Origin of the sequence: Pseudomonas sp. Sample_10 (assembly GCF_004321495.1) — a bacterium.
Taxonomy (GTDB): domain Bacteria; phylum Pseudomonadota; class Gammaproteobacteria; order Pseudomonadales; family Pseudomonadaceae; genus Aquipseudomonas.
In genome coordinates, this window is record NZ_RCOE01000084.1 from 36,235 (window position 1) to 48,388 (window position 12,154).

At 59.6% G+C, this 12,154-nt stretch carries 14 protein-coding genes; 10 read left to right on the forward strand and 4 right to left on the reverse strand.

Annotated elements, in window-relative coordinates; genetic code table 11:
- Positions 1 to 183 precede the first annotated feature (183 nt).
- Genes pilB through yacG form a run of 5 tightly spaced genes read left to right on the forward strand, consistent with a single transcriptional unit; the run spans position 184 to position 4,795 of the window.
- Positions 184 to 1,884 carry a type IV-A pilus assembly ATPase PilB gene (gene pilB, locus D8U18_RS08080; protein ID WP_056855635.1) on the forward strand — a complete coding sequence of 567 codons (1,701 nt, stop codon included), beginning with the start codon at positions 184 to 186 and terminating at the stop codon, positions 1,882 to 1,884.
- A 2-nt stretch (positions 1,885 to 1,886) separates the two neighbouring features.
- Entirely contained in the window at positions 1,887 to 3,104 is a 1,218-nt protein-coding gene (locus D8U18_RS08085; protein ID WP_056855636.1) for a type II secretion system F family protein, read from the forward strand.
- A gap of 1 nt (position 3,105) precedes the next feature.
- On the forward strand, positions 3,106 to 3,978 hold the full coding sequence (locus D8U18_RS08090; protein ID WP_056855637.1) for an A24 family peptidase: 873 nt from the start codon (positions 3,106 to 3,108) through the stop codon (positions 3,976 to 3,978).
- Positions 3,975 to 4,598 (forward strand): dephospho-CoA kinase, encoded by a 624-nt coding sequence (gene coaE / locus D8U18_RS08095; protein ID WP_131107420.1) that lies wholly within the window; start codon positions 3,975 to 3,977, stop codon positions 4,596 to 4,598. The genes D8U18_RS08090 and coaE overlap by 4 nt, the downstream gene beginning before the upstream one ends.
- Positions 4,595 to 4,795: a DNA gyrase inhibitor YacG gene (yacG, locus tag D8U18_RS08100; protein ID WP_056855639.1), complete on the forward strand. Its 201-nt coding sequence runs from the start codon at positions 4,595 to 4,597 to the stop codon at positions 4,793 to 4,795. Before coaE ends, yacG begins: the two co-directional genes overlap by 4 nt.
- A 27-nt stretch (positions 4,796 to 4,822) precedes the next feature.
- On the opposite strand, the gene D8U18_RS08105 is transcribed toward yacG, so the two are convergent.
- Complete coding sequence (locus tag D8U18_RS08105) at positions 4,823 to 5,512, reverse strand: energy-coupling factor ABC transporter permease (protein ID WP_056855640.1); 690 nt, start codon at positions 5,510 to 5,512, stop codon at positions 4,823 to 4,825.
- Positions 5,513 to 5,761: 249 nt separating this feature from the next.
- Here D8U18_RS08105 and D8U18_RS08110 point away from each other — a divergent pair, with 249 nt between their 5' ends.
- Entirely contained in the window at positions 5,762 to 6,004 is a 243-nt protein-coding gene (locus tag D8U18_RS08110; RefSeq protein WP_056855641.1) for a DUF2790 domain-containing protein, read from the forward strand.
- Positions 6,005 to 6,012: 8 nt separating this feature from the next.
- On the opposite strand, the gene D8U18_RS08115 is transcribed toward D8U18_RS08110, so the two are convergent.
- The 3 genes from D8U18_RS08115 to D8U18_RS08125 are packed head-to-tail and all read right to left on the reverse strand — an operon-like array spanning position 6,013 to position 9,850.
- Positions 6,013 to 7,281, reverse strand: a complete 1,269-nt coding sequence (locus D8U18_RS08115) for an OprD family porin (RefSeq protein ID WP_131107421.1) — start codon at positions 7,279 to 7,281, stop codon at positions 6,013 to 6,015.
- A 10-nt stretch (positions 7,282 to 7,291) separates the two neighbouring features.
- Positions 7,292 to 8,503: a benzoate/H(+) symporter BenE family transporter gene (locus D8U18_RS08120; RefSeq protein ID WP_131107422.1), complete on the reverse strand. Its 1,212-nt coding sequence runs from the start codon at positions 8,501 to 8,503 to the stop codon at positions 7,292 to 7,294.
- Between the two features lie 3 nt (positions 8,504 to 8,506).
- Entirely contained in the window at positions 8,507 to 9,850 is a 1,344-nt protein-coding gene (locus tag D8U18_RS08125) for an aromatic acid/H+ symport family MFS transporter (protein ID WP_131107423.1), read from the reverse strand.
- A gap of 219 nt (positions 9,851 to 10,069) precedes the next feature.
- Between D8U18_RS08125 and D8U18_RS08130 the strand changes: the two genes are divergently transcribed.
- The 4 genes from D8U18_RS08130 to D8U18_RS08145 all read left to right on the forward strand — a co-directional run.
- On the forward strand, positions 10,070 to 10,696 hold the full coding sequence (locus tag D8U18_RS08130; protein ID WP_007970534.1) for a DUF1780 domain-containing protein: 627 nt from the start codon (positions 10,070 to 10,072) through the stop codon (positions 10,694 to 10,696).
- On the forward strand, positions 10,693 to 11,220 hold the full coding sequence (locus D8U18_RS08135; protein WP_056855645.1) for an MOSC domain-containing protein: 528 nt from the start codon (positions 10,693 to 10,695) through the stop codon (positions 11,218 to 11,220). The genes D8U18_RS08130 and D8U18_RS08135 overlap by 4 nt, the downstream gene beginning before the upstream one ends.
- 51 nt (positions 11,221 to 11,271) lie before the next feature.
- The gene (locus tag D8U18_RS08140; protein WP_007970531.1) at positions 11,272 to 11,445 is read left to right on the forward strand and encodes a DUF3094 domain-containing protein; all 174 of its coding nucleotides are present in this window, start codon (positions 11,272 to 11,274) and stop codon (positions 11,443 to 11,445) included.
- 60 nt (positions 11,446 to 11,505) lie between these two features.
- The coding region (locus tag D8U18_RS08145) for an FAD-dependent oxidoreductase (protein ID WP_177435003.1) at positions 11,506 to 12,154 on the forward strand (649 nt) is incomplete at its 3' end.

The window sequence follows — 12,154 nt, forward strand, 5'->3', positions numbered from 1 at the left end:
TGTCGCAGCACAGCCCATGCCAAGCCCTGCACGCCCTGTTGGCGGGGTACTCGCCAGCCTTGAAGACCTTTCCTACTCCCAGGATCCGCACTATCTGACACTTTTTGTCACCTCGGCGCTGCTGGTTTGGTTCCGTTGCTTGACTAGGCTATAAGTCATTAAATGTCTGCGTCCGGTATCCCAATGAATGACATCGCCCTCAGCGGTCTGGCCAAGCAATTGGTCCTGGCCGAGCTGCTCACTGACAAAAGCGCGCAACAGGCGTATCAACAAGCCCAACGCAACCGTATTTCCCTGGTGACCTACCTGGTCCAGAACAAGCTGGTTAAAAGCCGCCAGGTTGCCGAGATCGCCTCGGAACATTTCGGCATGGCCCTGCTCGACCTGCATACCCTGGACAAGGATATTCAGCCCAAAGGCCTGGTCAGCGAGAAACTGGTCCGCCAGCATCACGCCCTGCCCCTCTGGCGCCGTGGCAACAAGTTATTCGTCGGCGTTTCCGACCCGACCAACCATCAAGCCATCAATGACATCCAGTTCAGCACCGGGCTCACGACCGAAGCGATCCTGGTCGAAGACGACAAACTCAGCGATGCCATCGAGAAGTTCTTCGACAGCCATGGCTCTGGCCTGGAAGACATCGCCGATGTAGACCTCGATGGCCTCGACATCGAGACCACCGACGACAAACGCCAGGACGCTATCGGCGGTCAGGAGGCCGATGACGCACCGGTGGTGCGTTTCGTCCATAAAATGCTGCTCGATGCGATCAGGAGCGGTTCTTCAGACCTGCACTTCGAGCCCTACGAAAAGAACTACCGCGTGCGGATGCGCACCGATGGCGTGTTGCATGAAGTCGCCCGGCCGCCGTTCCAATTGGCCAACCGCATCGCCGCACGATTGAAGGTCATGGCCAGCCTCGACATCTCCGAACGCCGCAGACCCCAGGACGGCCGGATCAAGATGCGTCTGTCCAAAAGCAAATCCATCGACTTCCGGGTCAATACCCTGCCGACACTGTGGGGCGAGAAAGTGGTCATCCGGATTCTCGACCCCACCAGCGCGCAAATGGGCATCGACGCCCTCGGTTACGAGCCGGACCAGAAAGACCTGTACATGGCTGCGCTGAAACAGCCGCAGGGAATGATTCTGGTGACCGGCCCCACGGGTTCGGGCAAAACGGTTTCGCTCTACACAGGGCTGAACATTCTCAATACCGTGGATATCAATATTTCAACCGCCGAAGACCCGGTCGAAATCAACATGGAAGGCATCAACCAGGTCAACGTCAACCCGAAACAGGGCATGGATTTCGCCCAGGCGCTGCGTTCATTCCTGCGGCAGGACCCGGACGTGATCATGGTCGGCGAAATTCGCGACCTCGAAACCGCCGAAATCGCCATCAAGGCTGCGCAGACCGGGCACCTGGTGCTGTCGACCCTGCACACCAACAGCGCCGCGCAAACCCTGACCCGTCTGCACAACATGGGCATCCAGGGTTTCAATATCGCCACCTCCGTCAGCCTGATCATTGCCCAGCGCCTGGCGCGCAAGTTGTGCAGCCATTGCCGCGTTCCGCTGGAAATTCCCCGCGAAGCGTTAATCAAGGAAGGCTTTCCTGAGGAACGCATCGGCACCTTCACGATCTATGGACCGGTCGGTTGCGATCACTGCAATGGCGGTTACAAAGGGCGAGTGGGGATTTATGAAGTGGTGAAGAACACGCCGGACCTGCAACGGCTGATCATGGCCGAAGGCAACGCACTGCAAATCGATGACCAGATGCGCAAGGATGGTTTCAACGACCTGCGCACCTCAGGGCTGCTCAAGGCCATGCAGGGCATCACCAGCCTGGAAGAAATCAACCGGGTCACCAAGGACTGAACATGGCGGTCAAGGCAGCGAAAATCAGCGTGTATGCCTGGGAAGGCACAGACCGCAAAGGCACTAAAATCAGCGGTGAGCTGAGTGGGCAGAACCCGGCGCTGGTCAAGGCCCAACTGCGCAAGCAAGGCATCAACCCGGGCAAGGTACGCAAGAAAACCACGTCGATTTTCGACATGGGCAAACGCATCAAGGCCCACGACATTGCCCTCTTCACCCGGCAAATGGCGACCATGATGAAAGCCGGTGTACCGCTTCTGCAATCGTTCGACATCATCGGCGAAGGCTTCGACAACCCGATGATGCGCAAGCTGGTGGACGAGGTGAAACAGGAAGTCGCGGCGGGTAACAGCTTCGCCGCCGCCTTGCGCAAAAAACCGCAATACTTCGATGAGCTGTACTGCAACCTGGTGGACGCCGGTGAGCAGGCCGGCGCGCTGGATACGCTGCTGGAACGGGTAGCGACCTACAAGGAAAAGAGCGAAAGTCTCAAGGCCAAGATCAAGAAAGCCATGACCTACCCGCTGGTGGTGGTGTTCGTCGCGATCATCGTGACCGGCATTTTGCTGGTCAAGGTGGTGCCACAGTTCCAGTCGGTGTTCGAAGGCTTCGGTGCCGAACTGCCAGCGTTCACCGTCATGGTCATCGGCCTTTCACGGTTCATGCAGGACTGGTGGTGGGTCATGCTCGGCGCGCTGATTGCGGCGATTTTTGGAGTGCGCCACGCCTTCAGGACGTCACAGGGCTTTCGCGATCGCACGGACGCCTGGCTGCTGAAGCTGCCGCTGGTGGGCACGTTGATGTACAAGTCCGCCGTGGCACGTTTTGCCCGCACGCTGTCGACCACTTTCGCCGCCGGCGTACCGTTGGTGGAAGCCCTGGAGTCGGTGGCCGGGGCCACCGGCAACATCGTGTTCAAGCGTGCGGTACTGCGCATCAAGCAAGACGTGTCGACGGGCATGCAGCTGAATTTCTCCATGCGTACATCCGGCATTTTTCCAAACATGGCGGTGCAGATGACCGCCATCGGCGAGGAGTCCGGTGCACTGGATGACATGCTCGACAAAGTCGCCGGGTTCTACGAAGACGAGGTCGACAACATGGTCGATAACCTCACCAGCCTGATGGAACCGTTCATCATGGTGGTGCTGGGTGTTATCGTCGGGGGATTGGTGGTTGCCATGTACCTGCCCATCTTCCAACTCGGTTCAGCGATCTGACATGCCCTTGAGCGAAATATTGATTCAACACCCGCTGGCGTTCGTAGTGATCGCCGGGGTGATCGGCCTGCTGGTCGGCAGCTTTCTCAACGTACTGGTGTGGCGCCTGCCGAAAATGCTCGAGCGCGAATGGCGCGTGCAGGCCCATGAAATCCTCGGCCTGCCCGGCGAATCGCCGCTGCCGACGTTCAACCTGATGCTGCCGCACTCCCATTGCCCACAGTGCGGCCACCGGATTCGCCCGTGGGAAAACATTCCACTGCTCAGTTTCCTGTTCCTGCGCGGGCGCTGCTCTGGCTGTGCAGCACCGATCAGCAAGCGTTATCCGCTGATCGAACTGGCCTGCGGCCTCGGGTCGGCATTCATTGCCTGGCATTTCGGTTTCGGCTGGCAAGCGTGCATGGCATTAGCCCTCAGCTGGGGCCTGTTGGCCATGAGCCTGATCGACGCCGAGCACCAACTGTTGCCGGATGTGCTGGTACTGCCCTTGCTGTGGCTGGGGTTGATCGTCAACAGTTTCGCTCTGTTCGTGCCGTTGCCTGATGCGTTGTGGGGCGCGATTGCCGGTTACATGGCGCTCTGGTCGGTGTTCTGGCTGTTCAAGCTGCTCACTGGCAAGGACGGCATGGGTCATGGAGATTTCAAGCTGCTGGCGATGTTTGGCGCCTGGGGCGGCTGGCAGATTCTGCCGCTGACGATCCTGTTGTCGTCCCTGGTGGGCGCTGTTGTTGGCGTGATTTACCTGCGTGTGCGCAACGCCAGAACGTCGACGCCGATCCCCTTTGGCCCCTATCTGGCAATTGCCGGCTGGATTGCCTTGCTCTGGGGTGGTCAAATAACCGACTTCTATTGGCAGTTTGTCGGTTTGAAATGAATACCCCTGTGGAAAAACCCTGGATTCTCGGCCTGACCGGCGGCATTGGCAGCGGCAAAAGCGCGGCTGCCCAGCATTTCATCGACCTGGGTGTGCACGCGGTCGATGCCGATCACGCCGCACGCTGGGTGGTGGAACCGGGCCGGCCAGCGCTGGCGAAAATCGCCGAACACTTCGGCCCCGGCGTATTGCAGGCCGATGGCCAACTGGATCGCGCCGCGTTGCGCAATCTGATCTTCGAAGTCCCGGATGAACGTCGCTGGCTGGAAGCCTTGCTGCATCCGCTGATCGGTGAAGAAATCGCCCATCACCTGGCACTGGCAAAATCACCTTACGCGATCCTGGTATCACCACTGCTGATCGAGTCCGGCCAATACGCGATGACCCAAAGGGTGCTGGTCATCGATGCCCCTGAACAGCTACAGATCGAACGCACCTTGCAGCGCGACAAGACCAGCGAACAGCAGATCCAGGCGATTCTCAAGGCGCAGTCCAGCCGTCAGGATCGCATCAGCCATGCCGACGATGTGGTGGTCAATGACCGCGACCTCGCCTGGCTGCACAGCGAGGTCGAACGCCTGCATCACTTTTACCTAACTTTGCGTGGAGGCCAGTCATGAGCCAAACCCCAACCGTCGAATGCCCGACCTGCGGCGCCCCTGTGGAATGGAGTGCAGAGAGTAAATTCCGGCCGTTCTGCTCGGACCGTTGCAAACTCATCGACCTCGGCGCCTGGGCGTCGGAAGAGCATAAAATTCCGGTCGCCCCCGATGCCGAGGACGAACTGTTCAGCGGCGATTTCGATCCGCGCCACTGAGCCGTCGCAACGACGATCCCGGGCTCATCAAGACTTGGGATCGTCGTCCTTCCACGGCGCCGACAGATAGCGCGTGCGGTTGAAGGTCTCCAGCCACTCGGGACAGAACACCACCAACGCGCTGACCACCATGCCGTTGATGAACGCCTCCGGAAAAATGATCAGCCACAGGTAACCGACGAAATCTTCCAGCCAGTACGGCATGGCGAAACGTTCGTCGAACCACAGCAACCAAAGCGCCAGCAGCAGGCACAGTAACGCCGACAGAGCCGCCGCAAAAAATCCGGAAACGAAGATGTACACGAAGGGGTTACGCGGCTGCGCGCGCTCCACAAGGATTGCACAGCATTCGGTCACCAGCACCGGCAAGGCGATCAACAAGGCGCCGTTGACCCCGACAGCGGCCAGGTCCTGACGCCCCAGCAGCACCAGCCCCATCTGCGCCACCAACCCGCCGACGAGTGCCAGCGGCCAGTCCAGCAGCAGGGTCACCGCCGTCATGCCGATGAAGTGGTAAGACACGCCGGTATCGAAATCGCGCCGTACCAACCACAACAGAAACAACGCGAACACCGTCCCGAACAGCAAATGCTGGCGACGACTGTCGGTGAACAGTTCGACCCAAGGCGCACGCGCAGCAGCCCAAATCAAAACCGGTACGTAGATCAACCAACCCACGGTGAGGGTTGCGCAAGACAGTAACTCGGCACCGATCATGACGAAGCGCACTCCCTTTTCTTGCCGTAGGCGGACAGGCCTCCAGTCTACACCGCCCCTTTCGATCTCATGCCCAATGCTGGAGATCGTCGATGACCGCCTCCCACCCGGCGAACAATTTCGCCAACGCTGCACAGAGCAGGCCGTGATTGTTACGTTTTACGCAAGACTGCATCCGGCATTCGCCCCTTTATCGGACGCTGGCGAAGACTAAAATTTACCCATGAAACCGAACCGGAGCACGCCAGCATGAAAACGTTGATCAGCCTGTTGCTGACCGTCATCGCCACCTCGGCCATGGCTGCCGACAACCAACCTGCCGCGGTGATGTACAACCCGGCGCAGCCACTGGACATCGCCAAGGTGGTTTCGGTGTCCGACACAGCGACCGCCTGCGGGGTTGTACCGGCGACCATGGTGTACATCGATCATCAGGGCCAGACCCATCGCGTGACCTACGACGTCATGGGTGATTGCACCAGCAATCTGTGATCAGCGCTTCATAACAAGGTCCAGGTGTAACTGAAGATCAAGCGGTTCTCATCGATATCGCTGCGGTAGTTGGATCGCGCCATGGCATTGCGCACGCGTATGCCCAAACCCTTGAGACTGCCGCTCTGCAGCACATAGCCGATGTCCAGGTCTCGCTCGCGATCCTTGCCTTCGAAGCCTTGCCCGGTATCGACATTGTTACCACTGATGTAGCGCACGGTACTGGTCAGCCCCGGAACTCCGAGCGCCGCGAAATCATAGTCATAGCGCGCCTGCCAGGAACGTTCATCGGTGTAGGCGAACTCGTAGGTCGGCACTTCGTTGCCCAGCGGCGAGATGTTGGCAAACACCCGTGGGAACGCGCTGTCGCCGAACATGCCCTGATAGCCGACGTAAAACGTATGGCCACCACGCTTGGCCGACAGCAACGAGAAGAGCGCCTGGTTGTCGATGTTGCCCAGTAACTTTTTGCCGTCCTCGCGCGAATCGAAGTAACCGAGATTGGCGCCGAGAATCCAGTCGCCCAAAGGCTCACTGTGCTTCAGACCGAGGAAGCGCTGGTTGTAGATGTCTTCCAGCTGACCGTACCAGGCGCTGACCGAGGTGCGCTTTTCGTTGAAGGCGTAATCAGCACCGGCAAAATTGAACCCGTCACTGCTGGCCTGACGCTGCGGAACGTGGCCAAGCATGGCTTGCATCTTTTCATCGCCAGCCTCGTTGCGCAGGCTGGTTGAACGCAAATGACCACCTTGCAGGGTCAGGCCATTGATCTCGTTGGAAGTGATGCTTGCGCCCTGGTAACTCGGAGGCAGCAGGCGAATATCGCTGAACACCAATACCGGCAGATTGGGTTGCAGCTCACCGACTTTCAGCTCGGTTCTGGAGTAGCGCATTTTCAATGCGCCCTCCAGACGGCTGTAGTTGTCCGCCGCACGGCCGTCGTCCTGCACCGGCAACAAACCGGTATTGGTCCGGTCAGGGGCACTGTCGAGCTTGAGGCCGAGCAGGCCAATGACGTCCACACCGAAGCCGACGGTACCCTGGGTGTAACCGGATTTCACATTGAGAATGAAGCCTTGCGCCCACTCCTCGGCCTTCGATTGCCGGTTGGCGCCGACGATGTCGGAATAGTCACGGCTGAAGTAATAGTTGCGCGCCTGCAACGTCGCTGTGGTGTCTTCGATAAAGCCTTTTTCTGCGGCCATTGCGCCCGTGGAAAAACCCGAGACGACAGCCAGGGACAACGCTGAACCGGTTGTTGGGAGACTCTGTTTCATTGTCTTTCTCTTATTGTTTTTGATCGACAGGTTGAAGAGCTTCAGTTGCAGCGGATTCGCGACGGACGTTCAACAGCGCATGGGTGACCATGCCGAAAATCAATCCCCAAAACGCCGCGGACAAGCCAAACAAAGACATGCCCGAGGCCGTGATCAGAAAGGTCACCAGCGCGGCTTCACGATCGCTCGGCACAGCCATCGCACCCGCCAATGCCGAGGCAATGGCGGCGAACAACGCCAACCCGGCCAGCGCCGCGATCAACTCTTTGGGGAACGCCGAAAACAGCGAAACCAGCGTGGCACCGAAGATCCCGAGCAGCAGGTAGCAGAGGCCGCCAACAACCCCGGCTACATAGCGTTTGCGTGGGTCTTCGTGGGCTTCGCGACCGGTGCAGATCGCGGCGGTGATCGCCGCCAGATTCAGCCCATGGCAACCGAACGGCGCCAGCAGCGCCGTGCCCAGCGCACTGCTGGCGATGATCGGGCTGGCCGGCGTCGGATAACCGCTGGCGCGCAGCACCGCCATACCGGGCACGAACTGACCGGTCAGCGCCACCATCACCAGCGGCAAGGCGATGTTCAGGATTGCACCCAGGCTGAACTCGGGCGTGATCCACACCGGCGTGGCCAGGCCGATCACCAACGCTTCACGATGCAAATCGCCAGTGAATGCGGCAATCGAACAGCCCACCAGCAACACCATCATCACCGCATAACGCGGCATCACCCGCTTGCACACCAGGTAGCTGGCAAACATGGTCAGCACCAGCAACGGCTTGTGCTGCATCGACACAAACAACCCGGTACCGAAACTGAACAGGATCCCCGCCAGCATCGCCGCGGCAATGGCGGCGGGAAGCTTGCTGATGATCCGGTCAAAAGCTCCGGAAATGCCGACCAGGAAAATGATCAGGCTGCTCACCAGATAAGCGCCGACCGCCTGCGCCATGGAAATTTCCGGCAACAGCGCCACCAGCAACGCCGAGCCCGGCGCCGACCAGGCGATGATCACCGGGACGCGGTAGCGCAGGCTCAAACCGATTCCGAGCACAGCGCTGCCGATGGAGATCGCCCAGATCCAGGACGACAACACTTGCCGAGAAAGATCTGCCGCTTCAGCCGCCTGAAAGATGATCACCAGCGGCCCGGCGTAGGAAATCACCGTGGCGATGAATCCAGCCACGGCCGCTGATAGCGAGAAGTCCTGGAAAAACCGTTTCATGACTCAGGCACCGGTCGCTGGCAGCGCCGGGCTGACGCTCAAGGCGCTGCGTCGGCTGCTGATGGCGAACACGGTCATGGCCAGGGCCGCCACCGCACCGGGCACGGCAAACGCCATGAAGTTCAGTTGCAGGGGCAGGCTGATCCCGAGCAAGGCACCGCCCAGCAGCGGACCGACAATGGCGCCGTTGCGTCCGATGCCCGAAGCCCAGCCCAGGCCGGTGGATCGAATGGTCATGGAGTAAAACTGCGCGGCGCAGGCGTACAACAGAATCTGCGAACCGATGGTAGTGGCGCCGGCAATGGCGATCAGCAGGTACAACACCGGCATCGGGCTGTTAAAGCCCAACAGGGTGATCGACACCGCCGCCATGGCAAAAAACCCCGCCAGCACTTTCGGCAGATTGAGTTTGTCGCCCAATACCCCGCCGCCCACAGCGCCGAAAATCGCCCCGAAATTCAATACCAGCAGGAACGACAAACTCGAACCCAGACTGTAACCGGCATTCGCCATCAGCTTCGGCAACCAGGAACTCAACGCGTAGACCATCAACAGGCAGCAGAAGAACGCCAGCCACAGCATCAGCGTACGCAACGCACGGCCCTCGCGGAACAGCTGCAACACCCGAGTGCCCGTGCCCTTGACTTCAGCCATGTGCAATTGATCAGACGTTTGCGCGACGTAAGCGGGATCAATGCGTTGCAGAACGTTGCGCGCCTCTTCATTTCGCCCATGACGCAACATGAAGCCCACCGACTCCGGCAGGAAATACATGATCAGCGGCAACAACAGCAACGGCAGGATCGCTACGTAAAACACCGACTGCCAGCCGAAACTCGGGATCAGCACAATGCCCAGCCCAGCGGACAACATGCCGCCCACCGAGTAACCACTGAACATGATCGCTACCAGCGTGCTGCGGATTTTTTTTGGCGCGTATTCGTTCATCAGCGCCACGACATTGGGCATCACGCCGCCAATGCCGAGCCCGGCAATGAAGCGGCAAATGCCGAACTCGGTGGGGTTTCGTGCAAAACCGTTGAGCACGGTGAAGCCACTGAAGAGTATTACGCAGAGAGTGATGGCTTTCTTGCGGCCGATCCGGTCAGACAACGGGCCAAAAAACAGCGCGCCGAACATCATGCCGAACAGGGCATAGCTGCCCAGAGCACCGGCCTGCAGGGGACTGAGCCCCCACTCTTTCATCAGCATTGGCAAGACCACGCCGTAGATCACCAAATCGTAGCCGTCGAAGATGATGATCAGCGCACACCAGAACAGCACCATCCAGTGAAAGCGGTTGAAACGAGCGTTGTCGATAACCTCATGTACGTCGATCTTGCGCATGGCATATATCTCTTGTTGTTGTTTTTTTAGAGCGTCGGTAACACGGCTTACGTCCGTACAGCCGAGGGTAGAGCCAGCGGATACGCGGCAATATCCAGTGCGCGCAGATCACTATCCGTTTTGTGCAGCGCCCTGAAACGGGCATGGGAACGTGAGGAATCGGCCCTCTGCGACAAATTGTCTTCTTTGCGAACACATTTGGACGCTAAGCTTGGGCCTATGGATGACTCAGATTACTTACGCCTGCTGACCATCGCGGCCGAGCAAGCCAACGCGTTCCTGTCCAATGCCCGCAAATGGGAGCGTGAGCGTTGGGTCTGCCAACGCCTGCTGCAAGGGCTGAACATTCCCTATCGCGCCGACGAATTCGCCCCGGCCGGGGAACCGCCGGATGTGTTGTTTCGCGATGCCAGTTTCGAAGTGTTCTTCGTGCTCGATGAGGGCCGGCGCCTCAATGATGAGTGGCGCGATGAACTGCAACGTCGACGCAGTGCGTTTTCCCTGAGCCAACTGGTGCGTCGCGAGGCCAAGCCACGACGCATCCCGGCCAACGAGTTCCTGCTGCGGCTGGCGCCGACCTTGCGCAAAAAGGCGCATAACTACAAAGAACGCGGCATGGACCTGGGCGAACTGGACATCATTGCCTTCGCCAGCCTCAAGCGCGAGGTGCTGGACCTCAACAGCCATTTCCCGCCGCCCACCGAGTACCTGCGCCAGGGTTGGCGCTCGCTGTCGCTGGTGGGGCCTACATTCGCCCGTGTGCTGTTCGCCCATCCCGATGCACCGGACTTTCTGCGCAGCAACCTGGGACGCAGCATCGTGTTCGATGTAGGGATCAGCCTGTGAGTCCATTGCAGGAACTGATTGCCCAAGTCCCGCAAACCGGCCGCGTTCGCTGGATCGGCGTGCGCCCCGCACCGCACGTGCCAATGATCGAGCTGGATGCCGTGGAAGCCCGGCTCGAGGCCGGGTTGACCGGTGATCGCGCACGTCCCGGTGTGCGCAATGCGCGGCAGGTGACGCTGATTCAGTGGGAGCATCTGGCTGTGATCAGCTCATTGATGGGCCGCCCGGATGATCGACCGGTCAAGCCTGAGGATCTGCGGCGCAATCTCGTTATCAGCGGGATCAACCTGTTCAGTCTCAAGGGCCGGCGCTTCCGTATCGGCCAGGCGATTTTCGAAACCACCGGCTGGTGCCAACCGTGCGCTCGCCTGCAAAACAACCTCGGCCCAGGGACATTTCAGGCCGTACGCGGACATGGCGGGATCACTGCCCGAGTGTTACAAAGTGGCATCATCCGTCTGGACGATACGCTGAGCGTCGAGCCTGTTCCGGACACCGGCTATGCTCCGTTCAACGTTCGTTAAATCAGCCTGTAGCTTCTACACACTCAGCAACGTCTACCTGACGAGGCCTTTATGACCAGCCGCCTGAACCCCGACGACCAAAAGCATGTCGAAGAGTACCTGCAACTGTCCCAGCACCAAGTCGAGCGCCGACCTTTCCGGCCGTGGATGCTCCTTGTGCTGGTGCTGGCAGTGACCATTGGTTTGGGCCTGTTGAGCCGACTTATCAGTTACCTGACGCTATGAGCTGCCTCGCGCTCGCACGGGTAATTGCACCGATTTCCTTTAGCCTTGCGAGTTATCCCCATGTCCCATCGTATTGTCATTGTCGGCGGCGGCGCCGGCGGTCTGGAGTTGGCTACCCGTCTGGGTAAGACTCTGGGTAAGCGCGGTACGGCCAGCGTGATGCTGGTCGACGCGAACCTGACCCACATCTGGAAACCGTTGTTGCACGAAGTGGCGGCCGGGTCGCTGAACTCCTCCGAAGATGAACTCAACTATGTTGCCCAAGCCAAATGGAACCACTTCGAGTTTCAGTTGGGGCGCATGAGCGGGCTCGATCGTGCGAACAAGAAAATCCAGCTGGCTGCCACCTATGACGAAGCCGGGCTGGAACTGGTGCCCGCCCGCGAAGTACCTTACGACTCGCTGGTGATCTCCGTCGGCAGCACCACCAACGACTTCGGCACCTTGGGCGCGGCCCAGCACTGCCTGTTCCTCGATACCCGCAAACAAGCCGAACGCTTCCACCAGCAATTGCTCAACCACTACCTGCGCGCCCATGCCGGGCAGACCGACAAAGTCGAGCAGATCAGCGTGGCCATCGTCGGCGCCGGCGCCACCGGGGTCGAACTGGCCGCCGAACTGCACAACGCGGCACATGAGCTGGCAGCCTATGGTCTGGACCGGATCAAACCGGAAAACATGCACATCACCCTGATCGAAGCCGGGCCAC

Bases quoted from the DNA above. Each gene is read 5' to 3' on its own strand.
- coaE (WP_131107420.1), top strand. From the start codon at position 3,975: ATGAATACCCCTGTGGAAAAACCCTGGATTCTCGGCCTGACCGGCGGC.
- yacG (WP_056855639.1), top strand. From the start codon at position 4,595: ATGAGCCAAACCCCAACCGTCGAATGCCCGACCTGCGGCGCCCCTGTG.
- D8U18_RS08105 (WP_056855640.1), bottom strand. From the start codon at position 5,512: ATGATCGGTGCCGAGTTACTGTCTTGCGCAACCCTCACCGTGGGTTGG.
- D8U18_RS08125 (WP_131107423.1), bottom strand. From the start codon at position 9,850: ATGCGCAAGATCGACGTACATGAGGTTATCGACAACGCTCGTTTCAAC.
- D8U18_RS08120 (WP_131107422.1), bottom strand. From the start codon at position 8,503: ATGAAACGGTTTTTCCAGGACTTCTCGCTATCAGCGGCCGTGGCTGGA.
- D8U18_RS08115 (WP_131107421.1), bottom strand. From the start codon at position 7,281: ATGAAACAGAGTCTCCCAACAACCGGTTCAGCGTTGTCCCTGGCTGTC.
- D8U18_RS08085 (WP_056855636.1), top strand. From the start codon at position 1,887: ATGGCGGTCAAGGCAGCGAAAATCAGCGTGTATGCCTGGGAAGGCACA.
- D8U18_RS08130 (WP_007970534.1), top strand. From the start codon at position 10,070: ATGGATGACTCAGATTACTTACGCCTGCTGACCATCGCGGCCGAGCAA.
- D8U18_RS08090 (WP_056855637.1), top strand. From the start codon at position 3,106: ATGCCCTTGAGCGAAATATTGATTCAACACCCGCTGGCGTTCGTAGTG.
- D8U18_RS08140 (WP_007970531.1), top strand. From the start codon at position 11,272: ATGACCAGCCGCCTGAACCCCGACGACCAAAAGCATGTCGAAGAGTAC.
- pilB (WP_056855635.1), top strand. From the start codon at position 184: ATGAATGACATCGCCCTCAGCGGTCTGGCCAAGCAATTGGTCCTGGCC.
- D8U18_RS08110 (WP_056855641.1), top strand. From the start codon at position 5,762: ATGAAAACGTTGATCAGCCTGTTGCTGACCGTCATCGCCACCTCGGCC.